The 19,436-nt window shown below is 45.0% G+C and carries 16 protein-coding genes; 3 read left to right on the top strand and 13 right to left on the bottom strand.

What is annotated here, in order from left to right:
* Positions 1-146: 146 nt before the first annotated feature.
* The 12 genes from ACOSVQ_RS09305 to ACOSVQ_RS09250 all read right to left on the bottom strand — a co-directional run bounded on the left by ACOSVQ_RS09305 (position 147) and on the right by ACOSVQ_RS09250 (position 15,633).
* Positions 147-2,180, bottom strand: a complete 2,034-nt coding sequence (locus ACOSVQ_RS09305; RefSeq protein WP_491982292.1) for a methyl-accepting chemotaxis protein — start codon at positions 2,178-2,180, stop codon at positions 147-149.
* 211 nt (positions 2,181-2,391) lie between these two features.
* A complete protein-coding gene (locus tag ACOSVQ_RS09300) occupies positions 2,392-3,666 on the bottom strand; it encodes a urate hydroxylase PuuD (protein ID WP_491982290.1) in 1,275 nt (424 codons plus the stop codon).
* Complete coding sequence (gene guaD, locus ACOSVQ_RS09295; protein ID WP_491982288.1) at positions 3,612-4,979, bottom strand: guanine deaminase; 1,368 nt, start codon at positions 4,977-4,979, stop codon at positions 3,612-3,614. Before guaD ends, ACOSVQ_RS09300 begins: the two co-directional genes overlap by 55 nt.
* A 1-nt stretch (position 4,980) precedes the next feature.
* Positions 4,981-5,304 (bottom strand): hydroxyisourate hydrolase, encoded by a 324-nt coding sequence (gene uraH, locus ACOSVQ_RS09290; protein ID WP_491982287.1) that lies wholly within the window; start codon positions 5,302-5,304, stop codon positions 4,981-4,983.
* Positions 5,301-5,792: a 2-oxo-4-hydroxy-4-carboxy-5-ureidoimidazoline decarboxylase gene (gene uraD, locus ACOSVQ_RS09285; RefSeq protein WP_491982285.1), complete on the bottom strand. Its 492-nt coding sequence runs from the start codon at positions 5,790-5,792 to the stop codon at positions 5,301-5,303. Before uraD ends, uraH begins: the two co-directional genes overlap by 4 nt.
* The gene (gene xdhC, locus ACOSVQ_RS09280; RefSeq protein ID WP_491982283.1) at positions 5,789-6,721 is read right to left on the bottom strand and encodes a xanthine dehydrogenase accessory protein XdhC; all 933 of its coding nucleotides are present in this window, start codon (positions 6,719-6,721) and stop codon (positions 5,789-5,791) included. Before xdhC ends, uraD begins: the two co-directional genes overlap by 4 nt.
* Positions 6,705-9,089, bottom strand: a complete 2,385-nt coding sequence (gene xdhB, locus ACOSVQ_RS09275) for a xanthine dehydrogenase molybdopterin binding subunit (RefSeq protein ID WP_491982282.1) — start codon at positions 9,087-9,089, stop codon at positions 6,705-6,707. Before xdhB ends, xdhC begins: the two co-directional genes overlap by 17 nt.
* The gene (gene xdhA, locus ACOSVQ_RS09270; protein ID WP_491982280.1) at positions 9,082-10,491 is read right to left on the bottom strand and encodes a xanthine dehydrogenase small subunit; all 1,410 of its coding nucleotides are present in this window, start codon (positions 10,489-10,491) and stop codon (positions 9,082-9,084) included. The genes xdhB and xdhA overlap by 8 nt, the downstream gene beginning before the upstream one ends.
* Before the next feature lie 160 nt (positions 10,492-10,651).
* Positions 10,652-11,728 (bottom strand): BMP family ABC transporter substrate-binding protein, encoded by a 1,077-nt coding sequence (locus tag ACOSVQ_RS09265; RefSeq protein ID WP_491982279.1) that lies wholly within the window; start codon positions 11,726-11,728, stop codon positions 10,652-10,654.
* A 347-nt stretch (positions 11,729-12,075) separates the two neighbouring features.
* Complete coding sequence (locus ACOSVQ_RS09260) at positions 12,076-13,005, bottom strand: ABC transporter permease (protein WP_491982278.1); 930 nt, start codon at positions 13,003-13,005, stop codon at positions 12,076-12,078.
* A complete protein-coding gene (locus ACOSVQ_RS09255; RefSeq protein ID WP_165311240.1) occupies positions 13,005-14,111 on the bottom strand; it encodes an ABC transporter permease in 1,107 nt (368 codons plus the stop codon). Before ACOSVQ_RS09255 ends, ACOSVQ_RS09260 begins: the two co-directional genes overlap by 1 nt.
* Entirely contained in the window at positions 14,104-15,633 is a 1,530-nt protein-coding gene (locus tag ACOSVQ_RS09250) for an ABC transporter ATP-binding protein (protein WP_491982276.1), read from the bottom strand. Before ACOSVQ_RS09250 ends, ACOSVQ_RS09255 begins: the two co-directional genes overlap by 8 nt.
* Before the next feature lie 261 nt (positions 15,634-15,894).
* On the opposite strand from ACOSVQ_RS09250, the gene ACOSVQ_RS09245 reads away from it, so the two are divergent.
* Positions 15,895-16,539: a TetR family transcriptional regulator C-terminal domain-containing protein gene (locus tag ACOSVQ_RS09245; protein WP_165311242.1), complete on the top strand. Its 645-nt coding sequence runs from the start codon at positions 15,895-15,897 to the stop codon at positions 16,537-16,539.
* 40 nt (positions 16,540-16,579) lie between these two features.
* A complete protein-coding gene (locus ACOSVQ_RS09240; protein WP_491982275.1) occupies positions 16,580-17,434 on the top strand; it encodes a DUF5718 family protein in 855 nt (284 codons plus the stop codon).
* A 118-nt stretch (positions 17,435-17,552) separates the two neighbouring features.
* Here the strand turns inward: ACOSVQ_RS09240 and ACOSVQ_RS09235 are convergent, their stop codons facing one another.
* Positions 17,553-18,446, bottom strand: coding sequence for a LysR family transcriptional regulator (locus tag ACOSVQ_RS09235; RefSeq protein ID WP_491982274.1), 894 nt, complete (start codon positions 18,444-18,446; stop codon positions 17,553-17,555).
* Between the two features lie 106 nt (positions 18,447-18,552).
* Between ACOSVQ_RS09235 and aguB the strand changes: the two genes are divergently transcribed.
* Entirely contained in the window at positions 18,553-19,434 is an 882-nt protein-coding gene (gene aguB / locus ACOSVQ_RS09230; protein WP_491982273.1) for an N-carbamoylputrescine amidase, read from the top strand.
* Positions 19,435-19,436 lie beyond the last annotated feature (2 nt).

The following is a 19,436-nucleotide window of genomic DNA, read 5'->3' as shown; positions in this document are numbered from 1 at the left end:
GTAGTTTATTTGTCCACCTAAACGCTCTTTAACGGTCACTTTTTGCTAAGCAGCGACAGAGACCAGTAATGAGACATTAAAAGACGTGTATATGTGCCGTGTAGTTAATCTGCCAAATTTCGATTGTTCTGCTCGATGGAACGTACTCAAACTCTAAACTTCGACACTTGGTTATTGAGTTCAATGTATACACTATTGAGATCGTTAAACTGTTGGCGAATCTCTTTAGAAGCTCGGTCAACTCCGTCAGTTTGGTCTTTCATTGAGATGAGATTTTGATTGATCTCATTTGAGACGCTGGATTGTTCCTGTGTAGCCAGTGCGGTCTGTTCGGACAAATCTCGTACTGAACTGAGAGAGTTGTTCAGTGCATCGAATACCTGAATAACGCTGTCAAAATTACTCACTGCGCTGTTGGCGTTGTCTTTACTGAGCTTGATTGCGGTAAACGCGTCAGAAACGCTGTCGGTCAATTGACTAATCATCTTCTCAATCTGGTTGGTGCTTTCACCTGTCTGAGTTGCAAGTTTGCGAACTTCATCGGCGACAACCGCAAAGCCTCGTCCAAATTCGCCTGCACGTGCAGCTTCAATTGCAGCATTCAAGGCGAGTAGGTTGGTTTGTTCGGCAATCCCACGAATGACTTCGAGAACAGATGAGATGGCCTCTGAGTTTTTCTCTAGCTCTTCGGCTTTTGTCATCGTCACATCAATATTGTCGACAAGTGAATCAATACTGGCGTGAGAAGACGTCACTACATCTCGCCCACGGTCAATGTGCTCGGCTGCGGAAGTGGATTCATCAGACGTATTGGCTGCGACATCCGCCATCTGAGCATTCGCCATCGACATTTCGCTGGCAGCACTAACAATGGAATCGCTCGATTCCACTAATTTTTGCGTGATATTGCTGACTGAGTTAGCCACAGCCTCCAAGCGATGAGTCGAGTCACCCAATGCTGAACTTTTTGATTGGATGGTCTTCATTATCGTTTGCAGATTTCCAACGAAGGTATCGAACTCTTGTGCCAATTCTCCCAACTCATCTTTTGCATTAGAGTTGATTCGCGCTGTCAAATCACCATCACCTTCTGAGATTTCACGAATTCGCTGCGAGATATTGTTTACATTTTGCGTAATGTTTTTCGGTATGTAGTAGCTGATCAAGAACGCAATCAGAAAACCGATGACGACTATACCAATGGTGACTTGTTGATAACGTTGAATCTCCTGAGCCGTCTCCTGTTCTTTTATCCGACCCTGATTCTTTACCGCTTCTCCGGCTTTATCGAGCACGTCTCTAATGCGCTCAAACTTCTCGTCGGTAGCGGATAAAACGTCTTTCTGACTGCCAGCAATTTTTATTTCATCAGAATCCATGAGATCGGAACTCTCTTTAAACCAGCCTGAAAAAAGGTCGTCAAATTGTTCATAGGGAGTAACAAACTCAGGTTCGGGAGACATCAAGGTTCTGTAAGATTGAAAACGGTTGTTTGCTTGGAGAGCGTTTTCTTGGAAATCGTTGAGGTTTTTCTCTGCATCACCAATACCAGTAACAAACTTTTGCTGAGCTAAACGTGCTTGATATAAATCGCGGTCAGCATTGAGCACTTCTGCCAGCGCATCGAGGTAGCGTTTAAGTATCTGACGGTCGGTATTATCTTTACTCCAGTCTGACGCATGGGTGCGAAGCTTCGCCTCTGCCTGATCGAGTAAATTACGCATGGTAAAGAAATCTTTATCGATATCAGCCAAACGATCATCCACGAACTGGCTTGCAACATAGATAGAGGAAACATTCTTGCTGCTTTGGAGCCAATCATCGTAGAGGGCGTCAAAGTTATTAAAAGGCTCTACTAATTCTGGTTCATCGACCAGATACTTGCGGAAACTTTGGAAGCGATCATAGACTTGTTGCGCATTCTCATCGAAGTCTTTTTGTTGCTGTTGTTTGTCTCCGTAGTCCGAGAGCATCTCTGCCTGAGCTAAACGCGCTTGATAGATATCCCGATCCGCATTGAGCACGACTGCAATGGCTTCAAAGTAGGACTTGGTTTGTTTCTCCATCGCCCGATCTTCTATCTTGATGATGACCTGCATAAAGACAAAAATTGAAATCACTAGCACAGTGAGCAAGATAATGGGCAACATCATTTTTAATCGAATCGAATGAAGTCTCATACTAACCTCTTAAAGAAATAAATGTTGACCACACTAAAGTGGCACTTTCCGTTAAGATTTATTGTAGTTCACTGTTGTATATGCGCAAATTTGAGGATGTTTGGGGAAATAGGAAATAGGAAATAGGAAATAGGAAATAGATGCAGTTGTGATTTCTGTGTTTTCACAAGGGATAAAAACCACCAGCATTGAGCTGGTGGTTTTCGTATGGTCAGTTAATCGTATTTAATAAATCACCTAACTGTTGACGTTCTTCGTCCGTCATTTTTGTCTTATTGAGGAAAGGCATATCTCCACTTACTACAGCTCGTGCGAGAATTCTCGGTTTCCATCGTTCAACATCTTGCCAACTATCGAACATTGCACCACCTTGAGCGACTTTAAATACATCATCGGTAGGCGCTGAACTGTGGCACTGACTGCATCGCGTTTGGATGATCTCAAAAACATCGTGCTGCTGCTGAGTTAAGCTCGCTGTAGTCGTTGTTTCTTCAGTTGTGGTCGAACTTGGACTTGCTACCACAGCTGCTTCACTGTTTTTCACTTTTGCTGCATTTTTCGCTGTATGCATTTGTTCAGTGGCTTGCCAACTGATCACAACTGCAAGTGCAAACATAGCCGCAGCGCCTGTGTACATCACGCTTGGTTTTGATTGACCAGAGTGCTTTAGGTTGAAGTAATGACGGATGTAAGCACTGATAAGCATGATTAACAGACCAACCAACCAACTTTGAGCGTGTTGGTAAATCATTGGGTAGTGGTTACTGATCATCAAAAAGATGATTGGCAAAGTGAAGTAGTTATTGTGGATTGAACGACGTTTGCCTTCCAAACCCGGTGCTGGGTCAACAGGCTCACCAGCTGCTACTTGTTTTACCATTTTGCGTTGACCAGGAATGATCTTATGGAAAACGTTGTTCACCATGATCGAACCAATTAACACACCCATATGAATGAACGCACCGCGACCACTAAACATATGCGAGAACGCGTAGAAGAATAGGGCACCGAACAAAATCAACACCGCAACAAACAGCGGCGTTGAGCGATTTAGCGGAGAACGCATTAAACCTTCATAGACAACTACACCTAGGAAGATTCCGCCCACACCTAAGCTCACTGCTTGAAGCGTGCTCAGTTCCATCACACGTGGGTCAATCAGGTATGCTTGCGCGTTGAAGTAGTACATCCAAATCAGTAATGCCGTACCTGTCATCCAAGTGGTATAAGCTTCCCACTTAAACCAATGCAGCTTTTCAGGCATCTGTTCTGGGCCAACTTGATATTTGGCAACTTCGTAGAAGCCACCGCCGTGTACCGCCCAAAGATCGCCTTTAATTCCTTTGTCTTGTTTCCATTTTGGTGGCGTTTCTAATGAGTTATCCAACCAAGTGAAATAGAAACTTGCGCCAATCCATGCAACACCGCAGATTACATGGAACCACTTGATAAATAGCGCAATCCATTCGTAGAGTTGTGGCCACATAACATTACATCCTTTTGATAAACTAAATTTCCATGAACATAGGTTTTCTCGATCACTCGCTCGTCACCCAGTGTGACCAAAGCGAAAAGTTGCTCTGACAATTCCTGACAACGCAAAATGCGCTGCTTGAGCATTGGAAATGCAGTCAGATCGAGTTCCACGAAATCGGCTTCAGTGCCGATATTAAAATTGCCGATAAGATGATCGAGTCCCATTGCTGCCGCAGCACCTTGAGTGCAGAGATAAAGTGACTCGAACGCGTCTAAGCTCAAGCCTTGTAGCTGACAAACTTTATACGCATCGCTTTGGTTGCGAAGTAAGCTCAAGCTAGTTCCTGCACCAACATCGCTGGCAATAGCGACCGGAATTCCCGCTTCTTTTGCTTTTTGATAGTCAAATAAACCACTGCCTAAAAACAGGTTCGAAGAAGGGCAGAACGCAATAGAAGCGCCGTTTGCCGCTAAAGATTTAAACTCACGATCATTAAGATGCAAAGCATGACCAAACAGAGCACGGTCTCGCACTAGGTTATAGCGCTCATACACAGCTAGGTAATCGTCTTCTTCTGGGAAGAGGTCTTTTACCCACGCCATTTCACCGTGGTTTTCACTCAAGTGAGTTTGAATAAAAGTATCCGGATGCTCTTTCGCAAGTTGTCCTGCTTTTGCAAGTTGCTCTGGCGTACTGGTTGGTGCAAAGCGAGGCGTAATGGCATAGAGCGCCCGCCCATTTTTGTGCCAACGTTCGATCAGTTCTTTACTGTCGCGATAGCCGGATTCAGGCGTGTCTTGCAGTTCGTCAGGACAAAATCGATCCATCATGATTTTGCCGCAAATCATTCGTGCATCATGTCGCTCAGCGGCTGCAAAAAACGCATTCACTGATTGTGGATGAACCGTTGCAAACACACTTGCTGTGGTTGTTCCGTGACTGAAAAGCTGCTGGATGAAAAATTCAGCTTGAGCGTTACAGTAATCCTGCTTAGAAAACCTTAGCTCGGTTGGGAAGGTATAAGTGTTTAACCAATCCAACAGCTGCTTACCATAGCTTGCAATCATCTCGATTTGCGGAAAGTGCACATGTGCATCAATCATCCCCGGAATAAGCAGTCCGTGGTGTTGAGTCACATGCCCCTGAATTAACAGTGCTTTATTCGCAGAAACAGAAAAGAACTCTTTCGCTTCGCCCACATGGGTAATGCGTCCATTTTCCACCACGAGCACACCGTCGTTCCAATACTGATAGTTATCAGCTGGTGACGATGTCACTTGGGGAAAATGGAGTAAACTCCCTCTATGTACCTTCAACGTCATACTAACTACCTCGATAGCTAGAATATGAGTACGGAGATAGGAGTAGAGGAATGTGGTAGTTGCAGTCATCTGCAACGGTGAAATGTACGTCTATCATCGGAAAGAATGACGAACCAAATTGTTCTTCGCAGTATGGTTGTACAAGAAAGCGCAATGTGAAATTGTGCTTATCCAGTGTGATCCCTTCAAAAACCGCACGACCGTCTGCGTTGGTTGTCTCTTCTGCAAGGCATTCAAAACTGCCTAAACGAAACAGTTTAACAACGATGTTAGCTGCGGGATGCCCGTTAGATGTGTCCAGCACATGGCAACTGAGTCTATTCATAAATAAGCTTCCATTCTTATCTGACTGATTTTTTGTTGTTCTATTGCGGCTTGCTGCAACTCTTGTTCACGAGTGCGGTTAATGCGCGCTTTTAACATGGCAAGCATTTCATCAGCACTTTTGTTGGTAGCGCACACGATGAAAATGAAACCGAATTTCTCTACATATTCTTTGTTGAGTGAAAGTAGTTGGTGCAAAGTTTCATCAGATGCGCCTTTTACGCCACCTTGCTCTTTTTCACTTAACGATTTTCCCTGTGCGTATTTCTTTTGCAGAGTGGAGATATCACCAATCATTGGATGACCAGCAAACGCTTCTAACCAATCTTGTTCTTCAAGCTCTGTAAACGCTGCGATGGCTGCACTTTTAAGCGCATCTGCATCCGAAAAAGGCATTTTTTCTTTAACCAGCGCCACCCATTTTTGGCTGGTGCAGATTTTGTTCAACGCTTGATCGTCTAATTCCAAGCTCGTTTTTACTGCTGTCATTGTTTCTCTTCCTTTAGAACCTTACGAGCTTCATTTGCTTGTTTCCATTGCACTTCTTCAACGTCAGATTGACTTTGCTGGCTGTGGTTTCCTTGTTCACTGAACAGACCAATCAACTGCGCTGCAACTGATACTGCCACTTGCATAGGCAACTTACCTTTGACCTCTGGATGACCAATCGGGCAGGTGAGATTGTCAATCAAGCCAGCATCTGAAAGTTGTTCTTTTAAGCGAAACTCAAAACGTTGCTTCTTACCTTGTGACCCTATTAGTCCAACAAAAGCAAAGCGGTTTTCCTCCAGTGCCAACCGAGCAATCTCGAAGTCCAGCCCATGATCTTGTGTCATCACAATCACATATGCGTTGTTGGGTAGGTGACCTAGCGCTTCACTTGGATTTTCTAGCAGTTCAACGTTGATACCTTTGTTCTGTAGAGGTTCAAGCCATTCGTGGCGGTTGTCTATCACTGTGAGTTGACAAGGCAGCTCACTTAGCACAGTGGTTAACGCTTGGCATACGTGCCCAGCACCGAAGATAACAACGTGAGGTGTTTGAGTATGGAAATACTCAAACATCACTTGCACTGCGCCGCCGCAACATTGACCGAGATCTGCTGAAAGAGAGAAACGTTCTATCGCCACTTGGTTTTGATGAGAAGCTAATCCTTCACGTGCCTGAGCTATCACTTGAAACTCAAGGTTGCCACCGCCCAGCGTGTCGAACTGACACGCCTGCGTAATGACCATTTTAGATCCACTCGCTCTTGGCACTGAACCTACGTAGGCAACGATGGTAGCGATGCAATACGCTTCACCCTGTTCCTCAAGCATTTGACACGCTTTGAGCCAGTGTAAAGATGGATTGTTTAGTAATCCTTTATGCAGTAAACCTTCGCTGAGAAGGCTTGATGACTTATGGTGTGACGGCATCTTCAGTCTCCTTAACGGCACTGTGCTCCAGCCAATGCAGCTGCTTTTCACACGCCGTTAGAATCGCTTCACCTGTCGCAGGTGCATGCAGCTCTGGCGCATGTCTGTGGCCACTGATTGAAGCCACTGCATCGAAAGCTGCGCACCAAACACTGATGCCGTGCATGAAAGGTGGTTCACCCACCGCTTTCGAGCGATAGATGCTGTGCTCTGGGTTAGCTTTTTCATACAAATCGATGTGCATCTGTTTTGGATAATCACCAATCGTCGGGATCTTGTAGTTCATTGGACTGTTGCTTAGTAGGCGACCGTCTTCATGCCACACAAGCTCTTCGGTTGTCAGCCATCCCAAACCTTGCACAAACGCGCCTTCAATCTGACCTCTGTCGATGGCTGGGTTTAAGCTGTTGCCCACATCGTGCAGAATATCCACGCGATCAACACGCATCTCGCCTGTTAGTGTGTCGATAGTGACTTCTGAGCACGAAGCGCCCAAAGAGAAGTAGAAGAATGGATGACCTGTAGCTGTCTTTCTGTCGTAGCCAATCTTCGGTGTTTGGTAAAAACCGGTAGCTGAGAGAGAGACTCGACCCATGTACGCTTTTTGTACCAACTGAGCCCAAGTGACGGTTTCACTCACACCCACAAGCTCGCCGTTAACGATATCGACGTCTTCAACCTTATAATGGCTGCGTGCGAACTCCAACAGACGCTGTTTAATCTCTAGCGCTGCTTTGTGCGCTGCCATACCATTCAGATCAGCGCCGGAAGAGGCTGCTGTCGGAGAGGTATTTGGAACTTTGTCGGTACGGGTTGAGGTGACGAGCACTTTGTCTAAGCTCACGCCAAAAGTTTGCGCCACGATTTGCGCAATCTTGGTATGCAGACCTTGCCCCATTTCAGTACCACCGTGCGAGACTTGCATTGTACCGTCTGTGTAGACGTGGATAAGTGCACCTGCTTGGTTAAGATGTGTTGCGGTAAATGAAATGCCGAATTTAATCGGTGTCAGAGACAAGCCTTTCTTCAATACAGAATGGGTTTTGTTCCATTGGTTTACTTGTTCACGACGTGCACGATAATCACTGCTTTGCTCAAGCTGCTTCATGATTTCAAGCATGGCGTCGTATTGATCTACCTGCATTCCATAAGGCGTTACATTTTTACCCGCGCGATAGAGGTTTTTAAGACGGATATCCAGAGGATCTTGTTTCGCTGCAAGTGCCAGCTCTTCCATCGCTTTTTCAATCACGATCATCCCTTGAGGACCACCGAAACCGCGATAAGCAGTATGAGAAACCATGTCTGTTTTTAAGCGGTTGCCTTCAATACAGGCATTTCCCAGAAAATAAGCGTTATCGGCATGGAACATCGCACGATCGACAATCGCATCAGAGAGATCGGGAGAGTGACCACAAAGTCCATTGACTTGGATATCCGCCGCGATGATTTCACCTTGTTTGTTCGCCGCGATTTGATAGCGGTTATAGAAAGGGTGACGTTTACCAGTCGCAGTCATATCAATGCCACGAGGAAGGCGCATTTTCACGGCGCGCTTGGTGTGGTATGCCCCTAATGATGCTAAACATGCCCATTGTGCTGCTTGGCTTTCTTTACCACCAAATCCACCACCCATACGACGCATATCCACCGTTACGTGGTTAAAATCAAGGTGCAGAACTTCTGCGATTAGCTTTTGAATTTCAGTTGGGTTCTGTGTGGATGAACGTACAAAAATACCGCCATCTTCAGTGATTTCAGCAAGACTTACTTGGCTCTCAAGATAGAAATGTTCCTGACCACCGACGTGCATTTCGCTGTCAATCGCGATATCAGCGCTAGCAAACACAGCTTGTTCGATATGTTTGCCCATCTGGTGAGAAGGAAGTAAATCACTGGCGTTTTCGTGGCTGAGTACAACCGCATCTTGTTGGTATTCAATATTCGCTAAACGTGCGGCTTTCCATGCCTGCTCATGTGTAGTTGCCAATACTAAAGCGATAGGCTGACCGTAATAGCGGATTTCATTATCCAGAGTCAGAAGCGGGTCGCCTTTGAAAATGGTGCCAATGTCTTTCTCGCCGGGAATGGCGTCCGCTGTATAGACTTTCACAACACCGTCAGCACTTTCAACAGGAGAAAGATCCAGCTTGGTAATTTTGCCTTTGGCAATCGATGAAATCACAACCGCAGCGTGAAGGCAGCCGCGTGGTGTGACGTAATCATCAACGAACAGTGCTTCGCCGCTCACTTGTTTATCAGCACTTTCATGTTTGTGCGGTTTGCCTACAACGTCAATGACAGGTTGTTGCCCAGAAGTTTGAGTATCAACAGCAGTTTGTTTATCAACGGAAGTTAATTTACGCATGTTGCACCAACCTTGTTTCAACTTGCTGTGATTCTAAGTAAAAGCGTTGCAGCAGGTTTTGTACCAGTTTTACGCGATACTCAGCAGAGCCACGAACATCGCTTAGCGGATGAATGACTTGCGTAACTTTTTGACGCGCTTTGTTGACGATAGGTTGGGTCAGTGGCTGACCGACAAAGACTTTTTCCAACTCGAACAGACGCACTGATTTCGCTGCAACACCGCCTGCGGAAATAATGCAGTTTTTCACACGTTTGTCTGAATCAATGGTCATGTTGATAGCCAGAGTGACCGTTGCGATGTCGTCCTCGTAACGCTTACTCACTTTGTAGATTGCGTGGTGCTGGTTAGGTGCCAAACGTGGTAGATGAATCGCGCTGATCCACTGATTTGGTTTGATCAAGGTTTCACGATAGCCAGTAATGTAGTCTTCAGGCGCATACAGGGTTTTGTTTGCGCCATCATCGAGTTCAATTTTGCCCTGAAGACTCATCAATAGTGGTGCAATATCACCAATAGGGGATGCGTGACCAAGACTGCCTCCCAATGTTGCTCGGTGGCGAATGGTTAAACTTCCTAAACGTTCTATAACTTCATCCGTTGTTGGGAAGTGTTTTTTCATAAATTCATGAACGATGTTCATTGGCACTGCTGCGCCAACACGCCAGCCTGATGTGGTTTCCGTGATACCAAGCAGGTCATCCACGCTTGAAATATCAATCAGTTCTGGAATGGATTTCAGTTGTTGTGTGACTTCTAGCGATAAATCGGTACCGCCAGCAATCAGTTTTGCATTCGGATGTTCAGCACGTGCTTTTGCCAGAGCTTGACGAGTGGTTGGCTTGATATATTGAGCACTTTCGAGTGGCTGAACAGATTTCATCCATGCTTTTACGCCTTCGATTTCAGCGCTGAGTGGATCTTCAATTTCAGTTGTTGCAATGGTGTTGGCTGCTTCAATCAGCGGACCATAACCGGTACAACGGCATAAGTTACCCGCTAAGAAATCTGCTGGGTGTTGTGGTTTTTCGGTCTGTTTGGATAAAGCATAAAGAGACATGACAAAACCCGGTGTGCAGAAGCCACATTGGGTGCCGTGCTTATCTACGACCATTTGTTGAACAGGGTGAAGTTGGTTGCCCTGTTTTAGGTGTTCAACGGTAATAACCTGTTTGCCATGCAGTGAGTGAATTGGCGTGATACAGGCGTTTATCTGGCGATAATTGGTGTTATCACCCTCTAAGCTGACTAAAACGACAGTACAAGCTCCGCAGTCTCCGCTTGCGCATCCCTCTTTAGAGCCTGTCATTTGTTTCTGCTCGCGTAGGTAGTTCAATAGCATGGTATCGGCTTTAGCAGACTCCACTTTGACCACTTCGCTATTAATCATTAGCTCTAACATAACTTCCTCTCTCCCTTTCTAATTGTAGCTGCAGCCTTGTCTATCTGCGCTTCCTTGCTTCAATGAGTACGGGTTTTTGTTATTAAACTTGTCCAACTGGTCAACTATTTGGGTAAAAAAAGACTCGCGTATCTTGAGCGGATACGCGAGTCGGGCTTTATTAGTTAGGAATTTTTGCGTCGATACCTTCAACGTACCACATTACTGATGCCAACTCTTGGTCAGTTAGAGAGTGGCCAGCAGCGATCACTTCTTTACCTTGGTTGTCTTTCATAGGACCAGTAAATGGAACGATTTCACCAGAGATGATTTTTGCTTCAGTTGTAGAGATAGCAGTCTTGATCTCTTCAGGAAGGCTAGGGTTGATAGATACGATTTGTAGCAATTCGTCTTTTAGACCACCCCAGTAATCTTCAGATTTCCAAGTGCCATCCATAACTGCTTGCACGCTCTTGATGTAGTGTGGTGCCCAGTGGTCACGTACTGAGAACATGTGTGCTTTAGGAGCAAAGTGGCTCATATCTGATGCTTGACCGATACCCATCATGCCGCGTTTTTCTGCTGCGATAAGTGGAGCTGGGCTGTCAGTGTGTTGGATGATGATGTCTGCGCCTTGGTCCATTAGAGCATTTGCTGCATCGGATTCTTTACCTGGATCGTACCAAGTGTTTACCCAAACGATTTTTAGTTTGATATCTGGGTTCACGCTTTTCGCGCCAAGGTAAGTTGCGTTGATGTCACGAATAACTTCTGGAATAGGGAAAGTTGCGATGTAGCCAAGAGTGTTTGTTTTAGTTGCCATACCAGCAGCAACACCAGATACGTAACGACCTTCGTAGGTACGAAGTACGTAAGTACCTAGGTTTTTATCCATTTTGTAACCAGTTGCGTGTTCAAACGTCACTTTAGGGAAACGTTTTGCAGCTTTAGCTGTTGGGTTCATAAAACCGAATGACGTAGTGAAGATCACTTCGTTACCAGATTTTGCTAGCTGAGTAATAACACGCTCTGCATCAGCACCTTCAGGTACGTTTTCTACGAATGTCGTTTCTACTTTGCCTTTAAAGTATTTTTCCATTTCTAGACGGCCTTGGTCGTGCTCATAGCTCCAACCGTGGTCGCCAACTGGACCTACGTATACAAAGCCGACTTTCATCGGGTCGTCAGCAAGGGTAGAAGTTGAAAACACTGCAGACACTGAAAGTGCTGCAACCGTCATCCACTGATTTATTTTCATGAAATTCTCCATTTCAAAGATATCGCTACTTTTAAATAGCTATTTGGTTATGCATTTTTTGATAAGCAAAAAATTAAGGTTAAAAGTTGTATGTAAAAAATGCTTGATACGAGTTTGTTAGCAAAAAGTTGACCAACTGGTCGTGTTTTAAATAAAAAATTTTCAATACTCTCGTAAGCATTGTGCACAAAGGGGTTAGCCACATTGTATACATTGAGTATAGACGCTGGTGTGAAAGTGACTTTAAGTGAATGTTTTACAATGGTGCTTTCTTGTATACAAAATGCACCATTTTGATGCGACTGAAAAAGAAACAGCCCGCGAAAGCGGGCTGAGTAGAACGGTTTTTACTGACGTTTAGGGTCGAACGGTTTGCCTAAACTCATTGGTGTTGCCAATTTCTGGCGCAGCTCGTTTGAACTCAACAGAACCATGACCACAACAGTTGCAACATACGGTGTCATCGCCAATAGGTTAGGAGAGATATCGATACCCGCACCTTGCATCATTAAATGCATGATGGAGGTAAAACCGAACAAGTATGCGCCTAACACCAGATAACCAATACGCCATGAAGCAAACACAACCAAAGCCAGTGCAATCCAACCACGGCCAGCGGTCATGTTTTCCATCCACATTGGTGTATACGATAACGACATATAAGCACCCGCAAGACCTGCGAAAGCGCCACCTAATAATGTGACCATGTAACGCACTTTGATAACTCTGATACCTAATGCGTTTGCAGAGTGCGGATTTTCGCCCACAGCGCGAATCACTAGACCAATACGCGTTTTATGCAGCACCCACCAAGAAGTACCAACAAGGATGAAACTCGCGTAAACCAAAATATCGTGGTTAAACAACAAAGGACCAAAGAACGGAATATCACTCAGCAGAGGAATTGCGATTGGCTTGAACCCTTGAATGGTATTACCCACTAAGCTGCCGCCTAAGAAGGCACTTAGACCAGTACCAAAGATAGTGAGAGCCAAGCCAGTTGCAACCTGATTCGAGCTCAGGGTTAGCGTCAACACGCCAAACAACCACGCCATCATCATGCCTGCAAACATGGCGACCAACACACCGACGAGCAAGCTGCCCGATACCATAGCGCCGGCAAAACCTGCCATTGCGCCCATCAGCATCATGCCTTCCTGACCAAGATTTAACACCCCTGTTTTTTCGCAGATCAGTTCGCCTAAAGCGATGATCAGCAGTGGGGTACCTGTTTTAAGCGCCGCGATACACAGCGCCTGAATTAGCATTGCATCCATTATGCGGCTCCTTTCTCTTTAACTAGTGAATTAGCAGATTGTTTGCTTAACGAACGATTCGGAACGAATCGGTAGTAAATTAAGAAATCACAAGCTAATAAGAAAAAGAGCAAAGTACCTTGGAACAAACCAGTGACGGCAGTCGGCAAATTCAGTTCGATTTGAGCAAGGTCACTTCCCATGTAGAGAGCACCCATAAACAGCGCAGCAATAATCACACCTATCGGGTTTAAACGACCAAGATAAGCAACGATGATGGCAGCATAGCCGTACCCCGGAGATACTGAAGGAACAAGCTGACCAATGGGGCCCATGACCTCCGAAGCGCCTGCAAATCCAGCCATTGCTCCGGCGAAAAGCATCACGCCCCACACCAATTTGTTTTCGGAAAAGCCCGCGTATTTTGCAGCGGCACGCTCAGAACCCATCACGCGAAGTTTAAAACCTGGCAGTGTTTTGAACAGCATCCAGCCTGAAGCTATTGCCACAATGACAGCAATCACAATCGACATTGTTGCGCGCCCAGATTCCATCAATGGTGACATGATTACTGCATCAACAAACACGGCTGATTCTGGGAAACCAAATCCAGAAGGATCGCGCAACGGACCATGTACAGCCCAAAGCAAAATGTACAAACCAATGTAATTAAGCATGATGGTGGTTAGGATAATGTTGGTGTGAAAACGACGGTTTAACCACGTCGGAATACCCGCCCATAACGCACCAGCGATAACACCTGCGCCAACGGTTAGCAGGAAAGAGCCAAAGCCAGAATCATCAGTCGCCGTGACTGCCACTGCGCTACTGGCAACCGCGCCAATCAACAATTGACCTTCAGCACCAATGTTCCACATGTTTGCTCGGTAACATAGCGCCAAACCAATCGCACACAACATGAGTGGTGCAGACTTCACCAATAGTTCGCCTAAGTTGTAGCTGTCTGAAAATGGCATCAGAACAAATACTTGGAAGGCTTTGATTGGATCAACATCCAACCAGACAAACATCAAGCTGGATACCGCCATAGTTAGTGCGACAGCAATGAATGGAGAAAGCCAAGACATCAACTTAGAGCTTTCTAAACGAGGTTGAACCTTAAGCATTTACTACCTCCGCATGAGAAACGAAACCACCGGCTATCCATTCCCCAATTTGATCGATAGAGGTATTGCTGGTTTTAACTGCGTCTGACACTTGCCCTTCATAAATCGCGGCTAAGCGGTCACACAAAATAAACAGTTCATCAATGTCTTCAGAGACAACAAGAATAGCTGTGCCTGAATCACGCAGTGCGATGAGCTGACGATGAATCGCGCTGGCTGCACCGATGTCTACCCCCCATGTTGGATGGGCACAGATAAGAACTTTGGGCTGCTGAGCTACTTCTCGCCCCATAATGAATTTCTGCAAGTTACCGCCTGAAAGACTCTTCGCTTGAGAGTTTTCATTGCGGCATTTCACTTGGTTATGACTAATGAGCTGCTGAGCCAATTGTTTGAGCTTAGGGAAGTTAATCACACCACGAGAGCTTAGAGATCGAGAGTGAGTCAATAGGGTGTTTTCTTCCAAACTCATTTCAGGGACAGCGCCTTGACCAAGGCGGTTTGCAGGAACATAGGCAAGACCAAGTTCACGACGTTTACCTGCGTCCCAATCGCCAATATTGATCTGCTGCCATTGAATGCTGTCTGCATTACTGCGAGTGTCTTCACCGCTAAGGACTGCTAATAGGTCTTCCTGACCATTACCCGCAACGCCCGCTAAACCGAAGATTTCACCAGTTCGAAGCTGCAAGTTCACGTTCTCAAGACCACAGCCAAATGGGTGAGAAGGTGAGAGTGTGAGGTTGTTTGTTTTCAAAATGATATTGGTCGTTTCCGTTTTCGGATAGCTTTCAGATAGCTGGGTTTCATCACCCACCATCATGCGAGCAATGGAATTTGGTGTCTCTTTGCTCGGGTCACATTCTCCAGTAACTTTTCCGCCACGCAGAATGACTGCTCGATGGCACAAAGAGGTGACTTCTTTCAGCTTGTGGCTGATGAACAAAATGGCGCAACCTTCGCTCGAGAGTTGGTTCAGAACTTCAAACAAACCTTCAATTTCCTGTGGGGCAAGCACAGATGTGGGTTCATCAAGGATCAAAAGTTTTACGTCTTGAATCAAACAGCGAAGAATCTCTACGCGCTGTCTTTCACCAATACTTAGGCTATGCACATAGCGGTCTGGGTCAACGTGCAGTTTGTATTGTTCACTCTTATCGATGATGAGTTTGCGTAAGTCAGAAACTGAATCAAGAAATTCCTTATCTAAACCCAGTTGAATGTTTTCCAATACGGTCAGTGTTTCGAATACGGAAAAGTGTTGGAACACCATGCCGATACCCATTGCTCTTGCTTGGTTTGGCGAGCTGATTGTGACTTCGTGGTTATTCCACATAATAGCCCCTTCGCTTGGGCTATTTACGCCATAAATCATCTTTACTAGCGTTGATTTTCCTGCGCCGTTTTCCCCTAACAGAGCTAGGATCTCTCCTTGATGGAGTTTCAAATTCACTTTGTCATTCGCCACGACGCCGGGGAAAAACTTACTGATATTCCACAGCTCGAGAAGTGGTGTGTCCATGTTGAGCAGATTCCTTTCTAATATTTTTTACGGCTATTTTTGTTTAATTATTTATTCTTGGTCTGAATTGATAAAAGCCAAATGCAAAAACCTGACCAAGTGTTCAACATCAATAGGCGTAAGGCTTGGCATTCAACGTTAGTCATTACTGTGCACTGATATAGTGCATGGTGTTGAAATTGGTGCAAAAAATAGGCACTTGACAACACAACCTTAACCATTGATTACTTTAAATATAGTCACGAATTAAAAGGAGTTCTTTTGGATACCGAACTTGCTCAGCACAAGCGGTCAATTTCAGGTGAAATACGTCGCCGAAATGAAACCTTGATCCTTCAAGCTGCTGCTGATGAATTTGTCAAACACGGTTATAAAGGAACATCGGTTCAGGCGATCGCAGATAGAGTTAATTTGCCCAAAGCCAATATTCTGTATTATTTCAAGTCGAAAACAGGGCTTTACAAAGCCTTATTACAAGACATTTTAAATCTATGGAATGAGGGTTTCTCTGAAGATGCCGCCAATATGCCGCCAGAAACGGTACTGAGGAACTACATCGTGGGGAAGATGCGCTATAGCCGAACACATCCGCAGGAATCCAAGATATTCGCGCAAGAGATTATCCAAGGCGCACCGATCATTCGTGATGAGATTCAATTCCCAGTGGTTGATTGGGCGACAGGAAAATCGTCAGTGATTCGCACTTGGATTGATAAAGGATTGATTCGTCCGGTTGAACCGCTCTATCTGCTGTTTTTGATTTGGAGCTCAACACAGTTTTATTCAGATTTTGATACCGAGATTCAATTGATAAAAGGCTCTCCCATGTCAGAAAGAGAATTTGAAGACGCACAAGATTTTTTGGTAAACATCATCATTCGTGGTTTAGCGGTAACAACATCCTAAGGTTTGTTGGACAACATAAATAATTTAAGTGAGGGAAAACTTGAGTCAGCACAGTTTTAATCAGCCAAGTGCAAAAATGCCGCTCTTTGGTATTGGCATTGCCGGTAATTTTGCAGGACATTTACAGCAGACCGGAGAAGCAAAAGGATTACAAGGAACCGTTGATACGCAAAGCCCACAGGCTTTGTTTCCGTTTTATGTACCTGGTGCTAGCGATGTTTATCTGGATGTGAATCCGTATTCTTTTGATGTTCTGATGTTACCTAAAGATCCTACAGCAAAAGTGCAAATGGAGCCCGAAATAGCATTGATTGCTAAGGTTAAATATCTGGGCACTTCGGTACTTGGGTTTGAGCCAGAATCAATGACTCTATTTAACGACGCTACTCATCGTAATGCGGTCGTGGAGAAATTGGCACAAAAGAAAAACTGGGGAGCGGCGTCAAAAGGTATCGCAACTAAAGTGATTCCTCTTGCTGAGTTCAGTAAGAGTGCTGATTTAGATAAATACCGTTTTTGTAGTTTTCTGGGGCGAGATGGGGAATGGAGTCTCTGTTGCAACGACGTTTCTCTCGGTGATTATAGCTACAGTTATGAGCAGTTGATTGCGTGGCTAGTCAGTCAAAGTAACACCCAAGCAAACGAAGGGGCACTGCATAGCATTCAGGATTTACTTGGTCAGGCTGGATACCCCGAGCGCATTTTGATTTCCCTTGGATCGTCACGCTACACATCGTTTGGCGAGAGTCATCAACTGCTCGTCAAGGATAAAGTATGCGCCGTACTCTATGACTCAACACGTATCGATGTGGATGAGATTCAATCATTTGTTGAACGCGAAGAAGTTAAGCAACTGAAACCGCACCATGTTGTGTTGTGGCAAGAGTGCCAGTGAAAAACACGCCAACTTGCTAGTTAGATAGCTCCAATTTGCGGGAAAAGATTGATAGGTCGGCTTATCTGAAAAGATAAGCCGTTTTTATATCAGTCTAGGATTTGTTGGCCGTTGATCGCTACAAAATGCACTTCTGAACTTCTTTAATCAGCCATTGAACGCTGTCTTGGCTGTCGTAAAGCTGATGAGTAAAAATACTCAGGGATAGTTCAGGGGTACCTTCTGGTAATTCTACAATTCTAACTGGCAGCATTTTGCTCAGTTCTGTTGCGATTCTGAAGGGAACACACATCAAATTGTTGGTATTTGCAATTAGTCGACCACCGACTGCATAACTCTGAACGATCATCGAAATGTGTCGCGCCTGATGTTGTTCTAGCAGCCATCGGTCAATTGGGTCGGCACCAGAGTTGATTAACGGCAAGTGAACCTGTGGTGTCTCAAGAAAAGCTTTAAAATTCAGCTTATTAGGCAGTGGGTTGTCGTTTGCAACAATACCAACGTATGGATCGGTAAGCCAAGGATAGCGATGATAGTAGCGCGGCATGGATTGTAATTGGTCAACACCTAATGTCAGATCAATATGTCCTTGTTCCACTCGCTCCATCTGCATGTTTTCAGACAGAATTTCAATCGCAATTCTGACGTTTGGTGCACTCTTTTCCAATGCTTTTCCAAGTCTCGGTAAAGCGTAAAACTCAAAGTAATCAATGGCACCGATATAGAAGGTTTTTGCATCCACACTTGGGTTAAACGGTTTAGTTTTAGCTAATGCCATGTCTATCGAAGAGAGTCCTTTTTGGATGTCTGGAAGCAGCATTTGCACCAAAGGAGTTGGTTCCATTCCCGTTCGAGTTTTGATGAAAAGCGGGTTGTCGAAACGGTCTCTGAGCTTAGACAAAACGTGGCTTGCGGCAGATTGGCTCATAAACATTTTCTGCGCCGCTTTTGATAAGTTTCTTTCCTTTTCCAGCACGACTAGCAATCGCAGCTGGTTGATGTCCATATCCATAAGTTATCGAAATCTCTCATATAAAGATAAAAATAATGCATTTCAATAATAACCACATAAACGTTAAAAATATCAACAGTTTTTGACTAGAAATTAAGGGAATTAAATGAGAAAAGTCACTGTTGCCGCGACTCAGATGTCATGTTCATGGAATGTTGAAGAAAACGTAGCAAAAGCTGAGCAGCTTGTGCGCGAAGCTGCTGCACAAGGCGCGCAAATCATTCTTTTACAAGAACTATTTGAAACGCCGTACTTCTGTATTGAAATCAGTGAGGGCTACCATAAGTTGGCTTCTACACTGGAAGAAAACGAGACTTTCAAGAAGCTCACCGCGTTAGCAAAAGAACTGCAAGTTGTTTTGCCATTTAGCTGGTTTGAAAGAGCAGGGAACGTTAAGTTCAACTCCGTTGCTGTGATTGATGCCGATGGATCACTACTGGGTGTTTATAGAAAAACTCACATTCCAGACAGCGATGGTTACCTAGAAAAATACTACTTCAGCCCTGGTGATACTGGCTTCAAAGTGTGGGATACGCGCTATGGTCGTATTGGTGTTGGTATCTGCTGGGATCAATGGTTCCCAGAAACGGCAAGAAGTATGGCACTGCAAGGGGCAGAACTATTGTTCTACCCAACAGCGATTGGCAGCGAGCCTAGCCAGCCACAATTAGATTCACAACCAGCATGGCAAAACGCGATGCAAGGTCATGCGGCTTCCAATGTTATGCCTGTTATCGCTTCCAACCGAATTGGTCGCGAACAAGCACAAACCCGAGATTTAGAAATCAACTTCTTTGGTTCGTCCTTCATTGCTAATTACAACGGCGAAATTCTGGCAAAAGCCGATCGTGAGACTCAAGGCATTCTTATTCATGAGTTCGACCTCGATGAAATTGCATTTCAACGTAGCGCATGGGGACTGTTCAGAGATAGACGTCCAGACCAATACAAGCACCTTTTAACACTGGATGGGCAACTAAAGGACTAATG

The organism is Vibrio sp. HM8-C (assembly GCF_058630515.1).
Note: the sequence above shows the minus strand (reverse complement) of the source record. Positions and strands in the feature narration are given on the sequence as shown.

Bases quoted from the DNA above. Each gene is read 5' to 3' on its own strand.
- ACOSVQ_RS09255 (WP_165311240.1), bottom strand. From the start codon at position 14,111: ATGCTTAAGGTTCAACCTCGTTTAGAAAGCTCTAAGTTGATGTCTTGG.
- xdhC (WP_491982283.1), bottom strand. From the start codon at position 6,721: ATGCCGTCACACCATAAGTCATCAAGCCTTCTCAGCGAAGGTTTACTG.
- ACOSVQ_RS09305 (WP_491982292.1), bottom strand. From the start codon at position 2,180: ATGAGACTTCATTCGATTCGATTAAAAATGATGTTGCCCATTATCTTG.
- uraD (WP_491982285.1), bottom strand. From the start codon at position 5,792: ATGACAGCAGTAAAAACGAGCTTGGAATTAGACGATCAAGCGTTGAAC.
- xdhA (WP_491982280.1), bottom strand. From the start codon at position 10,491: ATGTTAGAGCTAATGATTAATAGCGAAGTGGTCAAAGTGGAGTCTGCT.
- ACOSVQ_RS09235 (WP_491982274.1), bottom strand. From the start codon at position 18,446: ATGGATATGGACATCAACCAGCTGCGATTGCTAGTCGTGCTGGAAAAG.
- aguB (WP_491982273.1), top strand. From the start codon at position 18,553: ATGAGAAAAGTCACTGTTGCCGCGACTCAGATGTCATGTTCATGGAAT.
- ACOSVQ_RS09265 (WP_491982279.1), bottom strand. From the start codon at position 11,728: ATGAAAATAAATCAGTGGATGACGGTTGCAGCACTTTCAGTGTCTGCA.
- ACOSVQ_RS09300 (WP_491982290.1), bottom strand. From the start codon at position 3,666: ATGTGGCCACAACTCTACGAATGGATTGCGCTATTTATCAAGTGGTTC.
- ACOSVQ_RS09260 (WP_491982278.1), bottom strand. From the start codon at position 13,005: ATGGATGCAATGCTAATTCAGGCGCTGTGTATCGCGGCGCTTAAAACA.
- uraH (WP_491982287.1), bottom strand. From the start codon at position 5,304: ATGAATAGACTCAGTTGCCATGTGCTGGACACATCTAACGGGCATCCC.
- xdhB (WP_491982282.1), bottom strand. From the start codon at position 9,089: ATGCGTAAATTAACTTCCGTTGATAAACAAACTGCTGTTGATACTCAA.
- ACOSVQ_RS09250 (WP_491982276.1), bottom strand. From the start codon at position 15,633: ATGGACACACCACTTCTCGAGCTGTGGAATATCAGTAAGTTTTTCCCC.
- guaD (WP_491982288.1), bottom strand. From the start codon at position 4,979: ATGACGTTGAAGGTACATAGAGGGAGTTTACTCCATTTTCCCCAAGTG.